The organism is uncultured Intestinibacter sp. (assembly GCF_902468165.1).
Lineage (GTDB): Bacteria > Bacillota > Clostridia > Peptostreptococcales > Peptostreptococcaceae > Intestinibacter.
The window spans coordinates 68,357-88,788 of sequence record NZ_CABQXJ010000004.1; the positions used below are offsets into that span (position 1 = coordinate 68,357).

Genomic DNA, 20,432 nt, shown 5'->3' on the forward strand with positions numbered 1-20,432 from the left:
ACTAAAAAATACTCCATCTTAAGCTATTTTAATTTCACTTAAAATGGAGTATTTTTAATTTTTATTTAAATTTACTTAAATAGTCACCGTTATAATTATAAAATGTAATATTGCCTCCAGATGTACTATCTGGCATATATTCCATTCTAAATAAATCTGTAATACCACTTTGTCTTAGTGATGCCTCTTTCATATAATCATTTATATATATATTATCATTTGATAACATTGCATTATAATAATTTTCCATATATCCTGACCATATTTGCCCCATATCAAACTCTGACATATTTTGAGATACATCATTATCAAATTGGCGTCTACATTCTTCTTTTTGGAAGTTATAAATATCATAACCTTCCTCTTGTGATATATCACTGTAAAGTGTTGTTTGGTTATAAGTATAAGTCATACCATCATAGTCGTATTCATATCCCATTGCATAATATATTGTATTGCTACAATCCCTTTGAAGTATTAATTCATTTCCTTCCATCTTATACATTCTTAGATAAACTCCCATTCCCCCATCACCAGTTTGATTTACATAGTTTTCAATAACTAAATATTCTCCTTCATCATAGCTTTTTGTAAATACATTAAAATTATTATTATAATTGAATTCCAACCAAGTCAAAACAGGCATGTCTTCTATATCACTTTCTAATTCTATTACTTGATTATTCTCTATAGTATAAACTTCTATTTTGTATTTATCTGTAAAATTATCACCAAATGATTCTGTTTGTTTTATTGTAACTATCATTTCATTTACATAATCTTTATTTAAATCTCTGAAACTTATATCTGAAATCCCATCTTGTAAAAACACCTCTCCATACGAACCTTGTCCTGAATTAACTAAATTGACTTGTGTTAAATCAGCTATTCCATACTCAGGTATAAGTGTATTTATTATGAAATCGTCATATTCCTTAGTGCTTAAATTATTTATAATATTATTATTTCCTGTACTATTACACCCCGATACAAAAAAGCATAGTGAAATAAACATAATGCAGATAATTTTTTTCATATTTATCCCCCCAATAATATAGACTCTATATTTAAAACTCTTAAAAAATAATCAAAAAGCCTTATATAATCTTATTAAATTGACTATACAAGGCCTCTATTAGTTAAAATTTATTTATAATTTTATACCGCAACATGGACAATATGTTGAAGTTTTATCTATATTTGATAAGCATCTCTTACATTCTATATATTCTGTATTATCAACAGGTATTTCAACTTTTTGGCCACATTTTCCACAAAATCTATCTTCCGGAGTTAAAATAGCTCCACAACTACACTTGATACCTTGTAATTGCTTATTAAATTTATCTATTTTAACTTTAGAATCGTAAATAACATGATCAAATCCTATTATCGATTCACATTTTTCATTTATTTCTTCATTATCAAGTAACCCTTCTCGTACTTTTTTATATATAAATATTCCTAATTCCAAAAGTGCCTCTTCTTTTCTCAAACTCGCATCTTCTACACTTTTATTTAATTTATCTATCTCTCTAACAATTTCTTGTCTATTAGCCACAATTATTTCCCCCTATCTAATCAACTTTTTTGTTCTATAACCGATATACATACAAACAAAACTCAATATAAGTGTGACTATAAGTGTCATTATACAACTAGTTCCTATATATCCACTCATAGTTGTACCTATAGAGTAATCACCTCCTAATGCATATTCATCAAATAATGAATAAAGTCCGCTACTTAATTTGCTCAAATCTCCACTAAATATTATTTTAGAGAAATATGATAATAAAACCATTATACTTGTATAACAAATGCTATACATAGCGACTACACTATTTCTTCCTTCACCATATCTAGTTTTGATACTTCTCCCCATGACAACCAAAACTATAATCGGTACTATTATCAGTACTGCTATTCCACCTTGTGACAATATATTTGTAGATGTTATAACTGCATGAAAACTTACAAATTGTATAACTAATAATATCCATGGACTTAACAATAAAAAACCAATTATTAACCCAAGAAATAGTCCTAATCCAATATTATAAGGAACTAAATTCCAAAATTCTGAAGCATACATTGAAAAATATTGAGTATTATCCAATCCATTTACAACCATATATACAAATATAATTACAACTGGTGCAATAGTAATTCCTAATATCATTTTTAAAACCGTATTAAAATTATGTCTAAATATATTAGAAAGTGTGCCTATTATTTTAGAATTTTCTTTTTCTAATGCCATCATCATTGCTATAAATGAAATAATAAATGAATTTAGAAATACACTTAAAATAGAATAATATACAACTCCTTGTGTTATTTGATATCTTGCAAATAATGATATAACCACCATAATTACTGAATATGATAAAGCTCCTAATGTAGCCATCGGTAATGATTGATATCTTCTTTCTTTAAACATTATTCTTGTCGCTAATACTATTAAGCATCCAGATATAAATGGTGCTAAAAATGTTCTAAGAGCTAGCTTTACAGTCACCCCAGAAAATGTAAATACCATTTTGGGAACTGACATAGCAGTCAAAGTCATAAGAAATAACTTTGGTGTAGATAATCCTGCTAAACTAGATATTCCAATTACTGCTCCTATATTTACTCCTACTAGTGATAATATTAAAGTAATGAGTAATGGAAATAATGCAACAAATATAACAGATGCTAATCCTGTTAAAAATGCTGTCTTTATATTATTTTGAAAAAATCCAATATAATCAAAGTTTTTTAGTCCAAACTTAATATCTTCAAAAAATTCTGGCAAACTCACAAACATTTTTCTAGCATCTTCTGCTAATTCTTCTGCTCCAAAATCTACTTTTTTAATATTATCTATATAATCAAGATTTCCGAAAGTATTAAAATTTTGATTTTGTGTATTGTATCTAGTTCTCATCCTAACTTCACTCAACAGATGACCACATTTAGGACAATAAGTCTGTGATGTTTTTATAGGATTATTACATATATCACAAAAAGAATTTTTATTTTCTGTAAGCATCAATCTACTTTGTAAGTTATTTAAGTTTTCCCCATCTTTGCTACAGTAATTACAATAATCTTCGTTTTGTTTTCCACATTTTGTACAAAATTTCATATGTGATATCTCCCCTTTCTAACTGCTCTTTACTATTTTTATATATATTGCTTACTTAGTATTTCCCAATTTTCTAATCTGTCTAATTTATAACTACTTCCTGATTGTTTCACAATATAATCAGCATATTCTCTTTGTAATCTGTAAGTTTCCTCTTCTGGATTATATATTTCCCAATCGACAGTATAAGTTATGCTATATACTCCATTTGATACTTTTTTTGCAGATACTTTATCAAATCCTCTTAAACTTATTGTTATGCCCTTTTCATATGCATGTGGTATTGATTTTTCATATTGATTATATGCATTTCCACCAGTTGTCAATTCTCCACTTATTATGCTAAAATCCCCATAATTCATTGCATCTACATAATCATTAAAATATCCTGACATAAAATAAGTAATATCGTCTAATGGAATACTTGATGATGAACTTTGAGTTGTATCGTTGTTTTTACTAGATGAATTATTCTTAGTTGAGCTATTGTTTCTAGTAGTAGTCTTATTTTTTACTGTACTAGAGCTGCTATTTCCATTAGTAGCGCTTTTTGATTTAGAATCATCTTTAAATGATATCTTCAATACTTTTAAAATCTTATCACCGTCATAGATATTTAAATTTGTTCCCTGTTCCTTAAGCCCTACAATACTACATTTATTATTGAGTTTAACTACATTTGCAATACTGCTGTCATCTAATTTATAGCTTAAGTCTAATTTATCACTTGATGAATTAATTTTAGGCTCTATAATTACAGTTTTATTTACACCAAATACATATGTGTCGCCTTCCATCTCATACTCTCCATCTACAACAACATCTTCTATAGAAACATCTTCACTAAATACACTTTCTTTTAATAAAATAAAACTTCCTCCAAGTACTAAACAAATAGACACTACGATAGCAATTATTTTCATTAGATTTTTAGAATCTCCACTATGTTGTGGAGTTTGTTCACTATATATATAGTCATTATCATTAAGCGCTTTACCACAGTAAGCACAATAAGTTACACCCTCTTTGTTATTTGTTCCACAATTTTTACAAATCATTTAACTCTCACTTCCCCCAAATTTATACTAATCTTGTTCCACAATGACTACAGAATTTTGCACCTTGCTTTAGCGGTGTTTTACAATTAGGACACACATCTGAAGTTTCATAATCTTTTATATCATCTTGTATAGTTTCAGTATAGTTTTCGCCATCATCAACTAAACTCTCTGAAGTTCCATCAGTATATACTAAGCTTTCTGTATTTACGTCACTATTAAACAAGCTATCTGTCATTAAATTTTCTGTCTGTAAATCTTGATATATATTGGGATTTAATTGTCTATTAAAATCTTGTTCTGAATTTTGGTTAGTATATTGTGTTTTATTTATATGTTGATTTGGATAATTATTGCTTAGCCCTTCTGTAAGATCAAATTCCTGATTTGGGCTGACATATGGTCTAGAATTTGGTGCTCTGTAATTTTTAACTCTACTATCTTGAAAATGTGGTTCATATTGTTGATTTCTTATACTATTAATTGTACTCTGTCTTTGTTTATTTTTCTTATGATTATCTACAAAAATCCATATAAGGGTTCCTATTATTCCAACAACCCCTACAATTGTTAAAACTATCCCTATTGTATACATATTATTCCTCCCCTTTTAGATCCATCCATTTGATTCTAATTCATCAATCTTACCTCTCAACTGTACTACTTCCGCTGTATTTTCTCCATTTGGCGCATATTGAACTGCTAAATTATAGTTGTCTATTACTTTTTGATAATCTCTGCTTTCTTCACTTTTATTTCCTTCAGATTCTATATATACATATGCTAATTGCACATAACACCTATATTCTGATGGATATTTTTCTTCCATCTGTATTAATACATTTTCTGCTGATACTAAGTCCCCACTTTGTTGATATGCATATGCTATATCTAAATAAATATACGGTCTAGTATAACCAGCTTCTAAAAGTTCATTAAATATATTTGCAGATGATGTATACTCTCCATTTTTATAATAAGCTTCACCTAACATTTCCTTTACAACTAAATTTGAACCACCTTGCAAATTATTTGTCGCTTCTATTAATATATTTATTTCTTCATTAAAGTTATTTCGATTTTTATATATATTTGCAATTGAAATATAACACTCAGATTTTATATTTTCATTTTTAGTTGTATTTATTATGTTTTTATATCCACTTATTGCTGATGATATATTATTTGATGCTTCATCAATTTCACAATTTATATAGTTGATATAATCATCATTTCCATCAGGTATACTATTGATTATTTCTTGAGCTTTTTCTATCTGATTATCTTTGACATAGGCTTTTGCTAAATCTGCCTTAAATTCATTAATTCTATCATTGTAGTTTTCGTCTTGAGATGCTAAATCGACTGTTTTTGAAAAATATTCTATTGCTCCTGTCCAGTTTTCCTGCTTATAATAAGCATTTCCCATTACAAAATTATATTCAGGATTATCTATTATTTTATTATTCTTGTTAGAATAATCTATTAAATATTCTAAACAGAAATCATAATTACCTTGTTTATAGTAAACATTTGCATTTCCTATTACATATGCTGGGTCATCTGAATTTATTTCCCCAGCTTTTTCGAAATTACTTTGTGCTTCTTCTAAGTTTCCACTTTTTAAACATTCTGTACCCTCATTTATTAACTTGTCATATTTAGATATTTTTTGATTAAAAAATGTTTTTGTACCAAAAATTATCGCTCCAACAGCTATACAAATTAATAACACCTTTGAGGCATTTTTAATAAATTTATCTCTTTTTTGTTTTTTATATGACTCGTTAAAAACATATATATTTTTTAAGTCATACAAAAGTTCATTTACATTTTGATATCTTTTATCAGGTCTATTTTGTACACATTTATTTACTATATATTCAATTCCCTTAGATAAATGAGGATTATAAATTCTCATCGGTCTAAAATCATATAGTAAATCATTTGGATTCATACCTGTTAATAAGTAGTATAAAGTAACACCTAAAGAATATATATCTGTTCTTTCATCAGTTTGACTTTTTCCATATTGTTCGGGTGCTGCATATCCTCTTGTCCCCATATAACTAGTATCACTTAAACTATCTGTTTTAAATTCTCTAGCTATACCAAAATCTATTAATTTTACTGTATTATCTGGGGCTATTATTATATTTTCTGGTTTCATATCTCTATAAATTATTGGATTTGGCCTTTGAGAATGTAAATAAATTAACACTTCACATAATTGTTTTGCCCACTCTACTACTAATCCTTCTGCAAATTGGCCAACTTGTTTTAATTCTTTATCTAGAGCTATACCCTCTATATAATCTTCTATAATATATAAATAATTTTGGTCTTGTTCTATATCGATAATTCTAGGAAGTGAAGGATGGTTTAATTTTTTAAGAATGTTTGGCTCTGCTAGTAAATCATATCCTTGCCCTCTTTTTTTATTTATTACTTTTATTGCCCATAATGTTCCTAATGATATATTTTGAGCTAAATATACACTCCCCATACCTCCTTGACCTATCTTTTTAATTATTTTGTATTTATTAAAAAGAATATTCATCGCTTATCCCCCTTATGAAAACTCTCTTCTGTTTAAAGTTAATTGCATGTATCTATTTCTAAAGTTATATTATCATCATTACCTTCACTATATGATGTTATATTAATTATGTCAATAATATCTGAACATCTATCTGAAGCTTTAGTATAATGTTTTTCTCTGTCATCTGTATAATTTGTTAAATAGGCTCTATCTGACCATAATCCACTTAAATCATATTCACTTAATATATTTTTTAGATAATCTATAAACTCAGATTCATCATCAAATTCTTCATATATATTTTCCATTTCACCAGATACTATATATTTATCTATTTCTTCTTCACCATCCCATAAAAAGTCTATTTCCTCCCTATAGGTACTTATAATATATAATTTTTCTCCGTCAAATTTATATATATCTAAAATTTTATATTCTTGATCTTCATCCCCATTATTTACTCCTAATCCACTTCCATATTCTAAACATAAATATTTATCTCCATTTAAATTTTTTATAAATAAATTTGCGTTAGCTTCATATTTATTAGTTAAAAACATTTCATATGTCACATAATCTCCTGGTTCTTGTGAATTATTAAAACAGTATATTGGTACACAATTTACATCATTATCATTTACTGTGTAAACTTCTATAGCTAAATTTTGATTTTCAACTCTAGAAACTATCATTTCATCAGTTCCATTGTTATCTAAATCATCATATATTATTCTTATTATTCCGCCATCACCTGAACTAATTATATTATTTGAACTTTCAGTAAGAGAATAGTTAAACTTTGTATTTGAAATCATACCATACTCTGCTTTTAATTCATCTTCCAATGATTTATATAAGTCCTTAGATAAATCTGTACCGTTTTGTAATGTATCTATATTTGTTTCAGAATTATCATTATTAGCCAAGTTTGTATTGTTTTGCTCTGGTGTTGGTGGCAATACATCTTTACCAGTTTCCTTTATATATTCATTTCGTATTGCCTCATATCTTTGTTTAATTGCCTCTATATCAGATACATTAAGCATTGCATTACTCGCAACATTGTATATGTTTTGTGCAGCATCTTCTTTATTTTGCTTTTTATACGTATCCATAAGACCTACATAGGCCCTGTCTTTCTTCTTATCAATAGTTATAGCCTTATTAAATGCCAGTACTGCTTCTTCATATTTACCAGTTTCTAAAAGTTTATATCCGTAATTTACTTGTTTGTTATATTTCCCAAAGTTGTCTTTTAATACTATCATACCAACACCAACTATCGTTATAATAGTGAATAAAACTAATAATTTTGTTTTCAATACTTCTCCCCCTTTATAGTTTTATAATTTAATACAATAAATTTATGCCTATGATAGTTATTACTAAAAAAGTTAAAAGCAATATACATCTAATAACTTTATTTGCTTTTTCATTTTTACTGCCTTCTATTTCTATTAAAAGTGCAGTTATATTATCTATTCCACCCTTTAATAGTGAATTATCTACAATAAAACTAACAGCATTGTCTGTAGTACTACTATTTCTTATTATATTTTCAATTTCATTATCATTTAATAAATCTGATACACCATCACTACAAATTAAAAATCTATCTCCTTTATTTATTCTAAACAGTATCTTATATGGTGATATATTTCCATTTTGTGTTGATATACCTAAATATTGAGTTAATATATTTTTTGAGGGACTACTTTTCATTTCATCTTTGCTTATAATTCCTGATTTATAAAGCATCTGTGCCTTTGTATGGTCTTTAGATAGTTGTATAATTTCATATTTTGAAATAAAATAAATTCTACTATCACCTAAATTATATATATACATATAATCTTCATATATAATTATTAATGCCAATGTAGTTCCTATGCAGTCTTTGTTTAATTTTGATGTAACTTCACAAATTCTTTCATTAACATCCTCTATATATTCATCTATATGTTTCTCTATAGTTATTCTTCCTGAATAATTGAATACTTCTTTTTGATATTTTGAAAGTATTTTAACAGCAATATAAGATGCAATTTCTCCTAAGTCTCCTCCACCCATGCCGTCGCATACTGCATAAACCTGTATTTTATCATTAGTATTTATATTGAAAAATAAATTCTTTTTTTCATTTGGGTCTTCTTTAAATTCTCCATTTAAATAGAAGTTATCTTCATTATTTTTTCTTTTATTCCCTTTATGGCACCCTACAGATGCCGAAATATTAAACATTCTCATACTATCATTCCTTAAAATAGAGTCATTATTATAAAAAATAATAACAACCCTATTATTTAAATATTAGTTAGAAGATATGGAGCTAGCCATATCTTGATCATTTTGTTCTACTTGTTGGGCTATATTTTCTATTAATGAACCTAGATTATCTACTACCTCTGGAAATTGTTTTAAACTTTCTTGTAATTCTTGATATTTAGCAAATAAGCTATCTTGTGCTGCACCATCAAATACACTTTCTAAATTTTCTATTTCAGAATTCAAATAATTTAAAATATCGTTTATTTCCTCTGCTTTAGCATGGAAATTAGCCCCTGCTTGTTTCATCTCTGGTATGCTATACAATATTCTATCTGCCATCTTTCTACCCCCTAAAAATATTTATTTTAAATTATTAGATTTATATCTAATAATCTTTTACTATATTACAGTTGTAATGATTTTAATGTTGTTTGAATTAACTCATCTAGTTTTTTATAGTCTTCCTGTGATGACTTTATGCATTCTTTAAAATGATTTAATATTTTTATGTGAAGTTCCATATTATATTTCCACTTATTATCGAAAGTATTAAAAAATTCCTCACTTGCAGCACTATCCCAGCCAGACGTTTTTAATATATCGATACTTTTATTTAGTTTATTTAAAGTTTCTTCAAATAAATCTATACTTTCTTGATATTTAGATATAGTATATTCAAATGCATCAAAATTCACTTTTAATATTTTAGACATCATGCCCCTCCCTAAATTCCAAATTTATTAAGTATTTCACTTTTATCCACAGCTAACTTTTTATCACTTTGTGATTTTTCAATATCTCCCATAGCTTCGTATATCTGCGCTCTCAATAAATAAGCTTCTCCAATATTATCAGATATAGCCAGAATATAATTAGCCATTTCCAATGCTCTTTCATAATTCTCTAATTCTTTATATATAATTCCTCTATAGATAATTAAGTCCAAGTTATCTAGATAGTCTAAACTTCCTTGTCTTAAAATACCAACTGTATTTTCATAATAATCTTTACAAGAGTTTTGACCATAAAGCGCTTTTATTACTTGACCTTTTAGGAAAAGAGCTGAATAATAATATATTCCTTCATTTTTATATTCAATTATTTCATCTATATATTTTTGTGCATTTAAATAATCATTTTCACTTATATAGATCATAATTAAATAAAATGAGCTATCTTCATTAAATTCATCTTTATTTAAGTCAATTATTTGTTTTAGTGTATTTTTAGCTTTTTGTACTTCATTTTGTGATAAGTAAATCTTAGCTTTTTCATTTAATACAATTTTACTGTTATTATTTTTAAATACAGTTTCTAAAATCTCCAATGCTTCTTGTATTTTTTGTTGTTCCTCAAACAAAATCACCTTATCGAATAAAAATCCTTCATCTTCAGGAAACATTGCCATTGCACTTTGTAGAATTTGCTGTGCTTCTTGGAGTCTGTTGTTTTCTATTAATATTAAAAATTTTAAATGATATCCTTCAAATAAATCGGGATTTATTTGTATAAATAAGTCTAAGTTTTCTAATGCCTCTTCAATTTTGTCCATTCCTATTAATATTTCTATCTTTCTCAACATAATATCAGCTCTAAATTTATCTTTTGACAAAGCCTTATTATAGTATTTTAATGCTTTATAGTAATCTTCATTTTCTTCACATATAATTGCATAATTTATAAAAATATCTATATCTGAAAATCCTAAACTAATCGCTTTTAAGTATGCTTCCTTGCCATCTTGTTGATTATCTTGTAAAAATTTAATATTACCTAGATAGAAATATGCCTTTGCATTATCTTTATCTATCAATAATATATTATTTAAACATTCCTCTGCACTTATAAAGTCTTCTAGCATTATATATGATTCACTTAACCCAAAATATATATCTATATCCATTGGATTTTGTTTTTGTGCCTCTTTATACTTATTTATAGATTCTCTATAATTTCCTACACTATAAAGTACTTTAGCTTGATTTATATATTCTTGTGTTATCACTATATTCCCCCCTTAGAATATTTTAAGTTTTTCTATGTTCCAAAATTATATAACTTATATCTATTTAAACTTGTGTTAGCTTGAGGATTTAAGTTTATATACCTAATGTTTGGAATATTGTGCAATGGGATATTTAAATTATTTATAATGTGATTTTTTGATTTTTTAGCGGAAAAATAATCATCTTTATATGACTTTATAGAGCTTATTACTTCACCTATTGGATTAACTTTCATAGTTATAGTGCCTATATCTCTACTCATATTTGAAATTTTATTTAAAGTATTTATATCGTCTATACCTATTCCCTGACTAAATCTTTTTATTAAATTAGTGGATTTATCTAATTTTGTTAAATCATCTTTATTAAATGGTTTTGTACTGATTAGATTTTTATAAAATGAAATATTTTTGTCATATGCCTTAATTTCACTTATTTTATTTTTAGTAAAGTCTTTTAAATTTTTAAATAAAAAATATGAACTTATAACTTGTGTAGTTCCTCTTCCTATTTTTTCACCTATTTCTCTATTACCGATTGTTGCTGATGTGACTTTTCCACCTATATACTCACTTGCATTTATATGATCTTTGTTGTCTATTTTATCGGCTTTAGCGTTGTTTTTAGTAGTATTAAATTCTTTTAATGCTTTTACATCATAAATATATTTTGTTATTCCTTTATATCCTAACCATATAGTAGCGGCGATTCCACCTAGTGCAGCTATTATCCATGCTCCAGAACCAACTGCAGCTGCTATTAATAGAGTTACTGCTGCTACAGTTGTAACGCCATCTTTTAAGATGTTAATCCAGTACTTTCCGCCCTTTTCATAATAAAAATCTTTTATATTGTATTTTAAGTTTCTAAAATTAATATTTATCGCCTCTCTGAATTGTTCTGTAGTGCATCCTGTTATTAATTTAGTTATAAACTCCAATTTATTTATAGGGTTATATTTACTTTGATTTAAATATACTAGTATATGTGTTCCTATACCTGTTTTTATGTTATTTTTAACCTTAAAATATTTACTATCTTGTTTAATTCTTTTCGCTACTTTTCTATCAGTGTTTAGTACTTCATTTTCTAGTTCATCTATCTTTTGTTTAAATATAGTCATTTTTTCTTTTTTATTTATACATTCATTAATTCTATTTTTTATCTGCAGATTAGCTTGATTCAAATTTCCAGTATTGAGAGTATCTAATTCATCTAACTTTTTTCGAAATCCTTCTAATTGATTTATTCTTTTATTATATCTATCTGCTGCTTTTTTAGCTGTATTAGATAAACCATTTAGCTTTGAATAATTTATTATCATCTCTCCCATTAGATAAGCCCTCCAAATAAGTTATTAAACCTTTCTTTGTTTTCAATTTCCTCTTGTTGAACTTTTTCATAAAGTCTATTAAGTTCATTTTCTATGCTGTTATTTGCTTCTATCAAAAAATCATCTATATATGGATATTTTTCATAATATTCATATACTATATCTTCAATTGAGATATTAACTGTAGATTTTAACGAATCTATACAATCCTCTTTCAAATCATCTATTTTATAATTTATATCATTGACAAAATTATCTTTTTCCATAATCTTATTTTGTAATCTTTTTAATTCTTTATATTTATGCTTTAAATTACTCATAATCTCCCCCTAAAATAAATAAAATCATATTTAACCGTCTATACGTTATAATTAAATCCACTATTTTTTTGAATTCGTAGAACTTTCAATTTGGCTTGAAACATCTGTATCAAATTCTTCATATCTTAAAGCAATTTTCTCTAGCATCAATGCCATTTCTCTTAAATTATCTTCTTGGTCATTCAATTTAGTTTTTAATAAAACAAACTCGTCATGAAAGCCATTTTTGCCTTCTCCTTCCCACGAACTCTCTAATTCATCAGTTGCTCTAAATACTGTTTCTCTTGCAATTCTATATGTTTTTATGCTCTCTTTTAAATCTGAAATAGTATTATAAAAATACTTTGTATCTATTTTCTTAACCTCTTTCATCTAACTCCCCCAAACTAATAAATATATTTACTAATCGTATTTTATTGTCTTTATTTTTGTATATTCTCCATTTTCAAGCAAATATCCATCCCCTAATGATATTGGTTTTGAAAATTCTCTAGATTGTTTCATGCTAACATCAAATAATTTTAAATTAGTTAAATCTTCAAATATAATTGCCCTTTTGTTTTCTTTTATTTTTTTTAATATTTCTGGAGCATTATAAGATAGATTGCTATTTTCTATGTTTGTAAAAATTATAGACATTTTATAATTTTTAAAACTCTTTATCATATTCATAAATTTAGTATTAAGTTCTTTATTTTTACTTATTTCATTTATAAATTTATTGTTGTCTATTACTATTAAATACAGTGGTAATTTCTCTAATATTTCATTTTCATCCATATCTTCAATATTATCTTTATAAAAATCCTGTCTTTCTTCAAATTCATCATAAATATCGTCTACAATTATTTCTATATCAGATAAATCTAATGTATATTTTTCTACAAATCCATATTGTTTTGTTTGTGATAACTGGCGTTTAGAGCTATCTATTATGTATGCTTTTGTTTTGTTTAAAAATATTGTTTTATTTATTGTTGAAAGTATATTCATAATAAAATTTGTTTTTCCACTTTTGTCCCTTCCAACTACTGCAAATAAGCTATTTTCTAATAAATCAAAGTACACATATTCTATACTGTTGTAATCTATGCCTATTGGAATTTTATATTTATGTTTAAATAGATCCATTTCTTCTTCAAATAATTTATTAAAGTAAATAACTGGTGGCACTTGAGGTATTTTTTTAGCTTTTATATTTTTATAAGTTAAATTCGAGTGTTTTATTAATTCTTGTATATTTTTACTTCTGTCTAATTCTTTATCTCCTCTTACTGGAAGTGCAGTCTGAAACTCCAATATTCTTTTATCTAAAACTATAAGACCTCTGCCTGGAGTATCTTTTAAATAAACTTGACTTCTACCAAGTAAATTAGAATATTCTGATTTGTCATTGCAATGAAGAGATATTTTTGTTGGATAGTTAGATAACATTCTGCTATTTAATGAATTTGTCTGCATTCCTGTAACTATAAGGTTTATACCTACACTCTGACCCTCTCTTGATAACATCAATATTTCATTATCATATCCTGGATAATATTCTCTAAATGCAGTTATATTATCTATTATTAAAATGATTTGTGGCATATCCCTAAATCCTGACTCAATATAATTTAAATAAGTTCCAACCATATGTTTTAAAAATACTTGTTTTCTCTTTTCAATTTCTATCTTTAACATTCTAAGTAAGTTGTTTATTCTCTCTTCCTCAGAAGTAATAGTTACACCACCGATTATTTTTGAATCTTCAAATATTCTAAGAGCCATATTTCCACAATCAATAATATATATATTTACATCTTTTGGCGTATATGTTTTAATCAAGTCACATAATATAGTTTCTAGTAATATTGTCTTTCCTGATAACGAAGAACCTATTATATATGTATTATTAGATAAGTTTATACTCAGTTCCTCTTGTATTTGATTATCTGGATCATCAAATATTCCTATTAAAACAGATATCCCCTTTTGTATATCTCTAAATGTATTTCTTAGGTCTTTTAAATAAATTATGTCATTAAGAGGCGGTAGGCATATTCCTTGTAATTTAGGTATATTATTTAAATCACAATAATCTTTTATTCTATCTACTATAGCTTCTAGCTGTGTTTTTCTATTTTCTTCATCCTTTTGTCTATTTGTATAAACTAATTTCTTTTTTCCCCATAAATTTATTTGATAAAGCTCAAATATATTTTTGTCATTTAAATCTCCATTTGGTGTTTTCGCTCCACTATATGCTGATTGAAATAAATCGAACTTTTCGTTATTTCCGACTTGTAAATATGCTCTCCCCGGCTCAGTTATCTCAGCTGCAAGAGGGGTTTTTAATACTTCATTGCTGTCTTCTTTTGTCTGTACTTTTAGACAAAGTTTAAACTTAGAGTTACTCCATATTTGTGCATCAACTACACCTGAAGGTTTTTGTGTAGCCAGTATTAGGTGTACCCCTAAACTACGACCTATTCTGGCTGCTGATATTAATTCTTTCATAAACTCTGGATATTCCATTTTTAATTCTGCAAATTCATCTACTATGATAATTAAATGTGGTAGCGGAGTTATGTCTTTATTTTGTCTGTATATTTCTATATATTCATCGATGTGGTTTACATTTTGAAGTGCGAATAATTCCTGTCTCTTTTTTAACTCTGCTTTTATAGATTTTAATGACCTTTGTATTTCTCTTCCTTCTATATTAGTAATTGACCCAATTAGATGAGGTAAGTTTTTTAATTGATTTACCATTCCTCCACCTTTAAAGTCTATTATTAAAAATCCTAACTCATAAGGATGATATAATGTGCTCGCTGATAAAATATAACTTTGCAATACTTCACTTTTACCAGAACCTGTAGTTCCAGCTACTAATCCATGTGGTCCATCATATTTTTCATGCAAATCTAGATATATTTTTTTATTTTTCATTTTTATTCCTAAAGGTACAGCTATACTTTCATCAATTCTAGAACTTTGCCATCTCTCTTTTAAATCCAAATCCTTAGCATCCATTATATTTAACAATTCATATAGTGTAATATTTTTTGTAAGTTCATTATCAAGACTTACTTCTTCTACAGATATTGCAGCCATTTTTATAGCAATTTCAAAAGCCTTTATAGAGCTTATTGGTTCATAAGCAAACTGTATCTTATTTTCACTACTTGTAGTTTTAAATATATAACCCTCATTTTTCTTTGGTGATAATTTGACTATTTCTGCACATCCTTTTGGCAACAATTCATAATAATGTTCAAAAAATACAAAAATAAATCCATAATCTTTAGCATTTTGTATATATTTTGATACTGGATGAGTTTTTAATTCCATATTATCAAATACAAATACTACAAAATATGGAGAAAACAAATTACCTTCCTTTTGTTGCTCCCTTTTTGATAATATTGAATACATATAGTCAAATATTATAGAAGTACTTTCCTCATCATAAACCATATTTCTTATACCTAAATCGTCATTTTCAACATGTTTAAACCATCTAAACCATGTCATTCTTTTTCTATCATTTTTATGAAAAATATATATAAACTTAACATCTTTATAATACTGTCTTGTTGCTAAATCGATAGTTATATTTATTAAAATATCAAATAATTGTTCATCCTCACCTAATATTCCTACTGCATTATCTTCTGAAAATCTTGAAACTATAGGTATATTTATAAGATTTTTATACCCTTTTTCAATACTCTCTGGTATATCTAATAAAGGGTCTTGTAAATCTTTAAAATCTGGATATTTATAATTAATTTTACAAATCGCAGGTAATTGCCCTGTTCCTACTCTAACATATAAAAAATCTTCGTCATTTTTATCTCTATCAAATAAACTATCAAAATCTTCTACTGATTTTAAATTAGCATCCATAGATCTATACATTTTCCTCATTACTATTTGTTCTCTTTTTCTTATTTCTATAATTTCCTTTTTCTTTTCTTCAATATATCTTAAATAACTATTTTCTCTTTCTTCAACTTCTTTTTCATAATCTTTTTGACTATAATAATAACTAAAAATAGATACTATCAAAGTAAGTATCATTGAGCAAACCCCATAAATTACAAAGGTTCCTCCCCCTGATATAAATCCTCTTAATAGTATAATTAATATAATCATTCCTATAGATGGAAATAACAATAAAAATATATTTTTTCTAGGCTGTCTAGGTTTCTGTTTTGGCGGTAAGATTTCTATTTCTTCTTCTGGAATTGTGTATTTTTTTCTTGTTGTTATATTATATTTAGGATACTTCAATACATTTTTACTGTTTTGAATATAAAATGACTCTAATGTTAAAGGATTTATTGCATCATTTGAAGTTGTATATAAATTTCCTTCTTTTAAATAAAAACTATATCCAACAACCATAAAAAAATCATAATCATTTAAAAATGACTTTGAATTTATCTTTCTCCCATTTAAATAAACTCCATATGTAGTTTGATTATCAATTAATATATATTTATTTTCACTCTTTTGAAGAGTTATAAATTCATTTTTAGCAATATTATCTTCAATATAAATATCACAATTAAGTGTTCCTCCTATTTTTATTTGTGATAAATTACTTATATTTATAATTCTGTCATAATTTTGAATAACATCAAAATCTACTAAATAGTCTATATTAAAAATATTTATATCTGTTTGAGTGTATTTAATTGAAATACTATCTCCATTATATAATTCTTTTGATTTTAGTATTTTTTTATGTGAATGAATTTCTGTATTTTCATCACAAACTATTGTCCATAAATCATTGTTTCTCAAGAATTTTATTTTAAATGATTTTAAAAATATATTCTCATTAAATCTAATGTCACAATCTACTGTTGTTCAAAGCTTTATAACTTCAAACTGATTATTTAATACTTCTTCTCTATATATATTTCTTCCGTATATTATAAGTTTAAAATTATGCATACTAATCGAACTCCTTATAAATAACTCCTTACTAAACACTTTAAAATGTTTAAATTTATTTCAAGCATATTCATGAAAATTATATTAGTTACAAAATATAAAGGCAATATCACTTTCTATATTCTATAAAATATTTATAATACTTCCGTTTATTAAATTAAAATCTTTTAATGTTCTCTCTCCCTTTAATAAGGCTATTGGATTTTCACTTCTTAGATAACATTTTGATAAATCATTTATATCTATACCTAAATTGTATGCTTCATTCACCCCTATTACAAATTCAGTAGCAGATATATTTATTGGTACTTGTAAATCTACTTGCTTTTTTAATCTATGAAAGTATAATACAACAGTTATAACTTCTTCCATAATGCTCCCCCTTTACAAAATAGTCATGATTTTCAAATCCTATTTTACTTCAAATTCTACGTTTGCAAATCTAATTCTATCTCCTATTTTTAAGCGTTTTATATATTTTTTAGTTAGTTTTTTTCCATTTAAATACGTTCCATTAAGGCTTTCTTCATCTATTATAAAAAAACGATTGTTCACTCTAACTATTTTTGCATGTATTCGACTTACCATTCTTTGATTTGCTATCCATCCGTCAACTAATTCTTTTTTCTTTCCAATTATATACTCATCTTTATCTATTAAAAATAGTACATCAGGATATATATTTAAACTAGATAATATTAATACACTTTTATCCTTACTTCTGTATATATTTTTACAAATCAATATATATGTTAATATTGAAGCGATTAAATCTATATCTAAAAAATATATAAGGTAGACTATATTTATTACTTGGCAATTTAAAGAGAGAAATACTATAATCAAAAATATTATTTGATATATAAAAATAAAAACCAATGCCTTTAGTAATCTTTTCTTTTGAATATATAATTTATAATCACATTCATAATCCGATTCTACCATCTAAACCCTCCTATACAATAATTTTTACTATTATTACATCTTTTTTAATTCCAACTATAATTATATAGTACTGTTTAAATGTCATAATAATGTTACAAAACGTAAAATATTTTGTAATATCATTATAAAATTTTTTATCTTCTTCATCTTACAAAGGTTATATAACTTCTATACTTTTATATAGTCTACTTATTTATATTTCAATTTTATTTTTTATTCTCCTTTTTTCTATATATTTCTGTAGTATTTTATCTTTTTTTAATTGTATATTTATTATCCACAAACCAGATAATTTATCATTTCCTGGGAATTAAAAAAAGACCATTTAATAGATATTATTAAATAGTCTTTTTCACTCTATATTAAATTAATTATATATTAATTAAAAACTCTTCTAACTCCTGCGATTCTATCTCTATGGCTATTTTTTATTGGCCATACTACTACTTTACCAGGCCATGCTTCTATAACTTGATCATTTCCTAAATATATTGCAATATGTATTATTGTTCCATTTTGATCTGAATAGAATATTAAATCTCCTCTTTGTCTGTCTTCATAGCTAACTGTTTTGAATTTACTTGATGTAAATAGATTTCTAGATTCATATTCATATCCTGGTTGAGAATGTCTAATTACACTAACTGGTAATGGATTTATTCCTACTGAATATAATGCTTGCATAACTAAGCCAGAGCAATCTACTCCTTGTCCAGGTTGCCCTGATGCACCTACTATATACTCTGTTCCTAAATAATCATACGCTCTACTTATCATAGTTTCAATACAATCATTTTTTGTACTATTCTTTGTAATTTGTATAGGTGATACATAACTTCCAAGATTATGCCAATCATCATCAGAAAGTCCTAATGCATTCCATGTTGTATAATCTACTTGTCCAGTTTGTGATAATCCCATTGATTTTTGGAACTCTTTTATCTTAGCAGTAGTAGCAGGTCCTACTATTGCTTTATTTGTTCTTGACATACCTAATTTTTCTTGAACTTTTCTAACTTTAAGTCCCATAGTACCTGTTTTTAATATATAATTTCCTTGTCCTTTAAAGCTTATATTTTCTTGTATTTGGAAGTAGTTGCTAGGATTTTGATAAACTCTATCTCCCTCTACTGTTCCTTCTCCTGAATTTTTATCTGCTACATATTGGTTTGATACATATCCGTATTCATTTTTAAATTTAATCTTATACCATCCTGTAGTGCTAACTTCTACTATTTCTACTTTTGTATCCTTTGATAGCACACCTATTACTCCATAACTTGTCGATGGCCCTTTTCTTACATTTAGTCCAGCTGTTGTTATTCCTGTTTTTATTACTGTTGGTGGTTTTTGTTCTGATGATTCATCTTTTTTATCAACTTCAACGTATTTATTTGATACATATCCGTATTCGTTTTTAAATTTGATCTTATACCATCCTGTAGTGCTAACTTCTACTATTTCTACCTTCGCACCTTTTGATAATCCACCTATTACTCTATAACTTGTTGATGGTCCTTTTCTTACATTTAGACTTGCAGTTGTTATCCCCGTTTTTATTACTGTTGATGATTGTTGGCTTATTGTAGTTGTCAAAGTATTATTCCCATTTATATTGTCTACATTTTCTGCAAAAGCCATATTCATATTCCCAACAATTGTTGCGATTGTTAGAATCTTTGCTATTTCTTTATTTTTCATAATTCCTCCCAAAATATATACCCATTTTATATCCTACATTTTATAACAAAAAAACGATTTTTACAATTATTTTCTATAATTTACAATATTTTACTAGAAAGTTGTTCTCATATAAAAAATTCACTTCCTTCATGGCGACAACGAATCGGAGATTCCGTTGGTTTAGTTAATAGGTT

General features: G+C 26.3%; 18 protein-coding genes. All 18 read right to left on the minus strand.

Going from position 1 to position 20,432, the window contains the following annotated elements; translation table 11 throughout:
• Positions 1-61: 61 nt before the first annotated feature.
• Positions 62-1,036: a hypothetical protein gene (locus RDX53_RS01555; protein ID WP_295574985.1), complete on the minus strand. Its 975-nt coding sequence runs from the start codon at positions 1,034-1,036 to the stop codon at positions 62-64.
• 114 nt (positions 1,037-1,150) lie between these two features.
• The gene (locus RDX53_RS01560) at positions 1,151-1,561 is read right to left on the minus strand and encodes a zinc ribbon domain-containing protein (RefSeq protein WP_195929445.1); all 411 of its coding nucleotides are present in this window, start codon (positions 1,559-1,561) and stop codon (positions 1,151-1,153) included.
• 12 nt (positions 1,562-1,573) lie between these two features.
• A complete protein-coding gene (locus RDX53_RS01565) occupies positions 1,574-3,133 on the minus strand; it encodes a zinc ribbon domain-containing protein (protein ID WP_307993586.1) in 1,560 nt (519 codons plus the stop codon).
• Positions 3,134-3,171: 38 nt separating this feature from the next.
• Positions 3,172-4,191 (minus strand): zinc ribbon domain-containing protein, encoded by a 1,020-nt coding sequence (locus RDX53_RS01570; protein ID WP_307993587.1) that lies wholly within the window; start codon positions 4,189-4,191, stop codon positions 3,172-3,174.
• A gap of 22 nt (positions 4,192-4,213) precedes the next feature.
• Positions 4,214-4,786: a zinc ribbon domain-containing protein gene (locus tag RDX53_RS01575; RefSeq protein WP_295675705.1), complete on the minus strand. Its 573-nt coding sequence runs from the start codon at positions 4,784-4,786 to the stop codon at positions 4,214-4,216.
• A 15-nt stretch (positions 4,787-4,801) separates the two neighbouring features.
• Entirely contained in the window at positions 4,802-6,751 is a 1,950-nt protein-coding gene (locus RDX53_RS01580; protein WP_295732914.1) for a serine/threonine-protein kinase, read from the minus strand.
• A gap of 38 nt (positions 6,752-6,789) precedes the next feature.
• Positions 6,790-8,055 carry a type IV pilus biogenesis/stability protein PilW gene (locus tag RDX53_RS01585; RefSeq protein WP_295762159.1) on the minus strand — a complete coding sequence of 422 codons (1,266 nt, stop codon included), beginning with the start codon at positions 8,053-8,055 and terminating at the stop codon, positions 6,790-6,792.
• Positions 8,056-8,083: 28 nt separating this feature from the next.
• Entirely contained in the window at positions 8,084-8,980 is an 897-nt protein-coding gene (locus tag RDX53_RS01590) for a PP2C family serine/threonine-protein phosphatase (protein WP_295575005.1), read from the minus strand.
• Positions 8,981-9,043: 63 nt separating this feature from the next.
• Complete coding sequence (locus tag RDX53_RS01595) at positions 9,044-9,340, minus strand: WXG100 family type VII secretion target (protein ID WP_195929454.1); 297 nt, start codon at positions 9,338-9,340, stop codon at positions 9,044-9,046.
• Between the two features lie 65 nt (positions 9,341-9,405).
• Positions 9,406-9,714 carry a WXG100 family type VII secretion target gene (locus RDX53_RS01600; protein ID WP_195929455.1) on the minus strand — a complete coding sequence of 103 codons (309 nt, stop codon included), beginning with the start codon at positions 9,712-9,714 and terminating at the stop codon, positions 9,406-9,408.
• A gap of 11 nt (positions 9,715-9,725) precedes the next feature.
• On the minus strand, positions 9,726-11,006 hold the full coding sequence (locus tag RDX53_RS01605) for a tetratricopeptide repeat protein (RefSeq protein ID WP_307993591.1): 1,281 nt from the start codon (positions 11,004-11,006) through the stop codon (positions 9,726-9,728).
• A 32-nt stretch (positions 11,007-11,038) separates the two neighbouring features.
• Positions 11,039-12,340, minus strand: a complete 1,302-nt coding sequence (locus RDX53_RS01610) for a hypothetical protein (protein ID WP_307993592.1) — start codon at positions 12,338-12,340, stop codon at positions 11,039-11,041.
• Entirely contained in the window at positions 12,340-12,660 is a 321-nt protein-coding gene (locus RDX53_RS01615; protein ID WP_195929458.1) for a hypothetical protein, read from the minus strand. The genes RDX53_RS01610 and RDX53_RS01615 overlap by 1 nt, the downstream gene beginning before the upstream one ends.
• A gap of 60 nt (positions 12,661-12,720) precedes the next feature.
• The gene (locus RDX53_RS01620; RefSeq protein ID WP_295575023.1) at positions 12,721-13,032 is read right to left on the minus strand and encodes a WXG100 family type VII secretion target; all 312 of its coding nucleotides are present in this window, start codon (positions 13,030-13,032) and stop codon (positions 12,721-12,723) included.
• Positions 13,033-13,062: 30 nt separating this feature from the next.
• On the minus strand, positions 13,063-17,457 hold the full coding sequence (gene essC / locus RDX53_RS01625; protein ID WP_307993595.1) for a type VII secretion protein EssC: 4,395 nt from the start codon (positions 17,455-17,457) through the stop codon (positions 13,063-13,065).
• 276 nt (positions 17,458-17,733) lie between these two features.
• Positions 17,734-17,982, minus strand: coding sequence for an EsaB/YukD family protein (locus RDX53_RS01630; RefSeq protein WP_295575030.1), 249 nt, complete (start codon positions 17,980-17,982; stop codon positions 17,734-17,736).
• 39 nt (positions 17,983-18,021) lie between these two features.
• Entirely contained in the window at positions 18,022-18,555 is a 534-nt protein-coding gene (locus RDX53_RS01635) for an FHA domain-containing protein (protein WP_195929462.1), read from the minus strand.
• A gap of 378 nt (positions 18,556-18,933) precedes the next feature.
• Positions 18,934-20,256: an SH3 domain-containing protein gene (locus RDX53_RS01640; protein WP_307993597.1), complete on the minus strand. Its 1,323-nt coding sequence runs from the start codon at positions 20,254-20,256 to the stop codon at positions 18,934-18,936.
• Positions 20,257-20,432 lie beyond the last annotated feature (176 nt).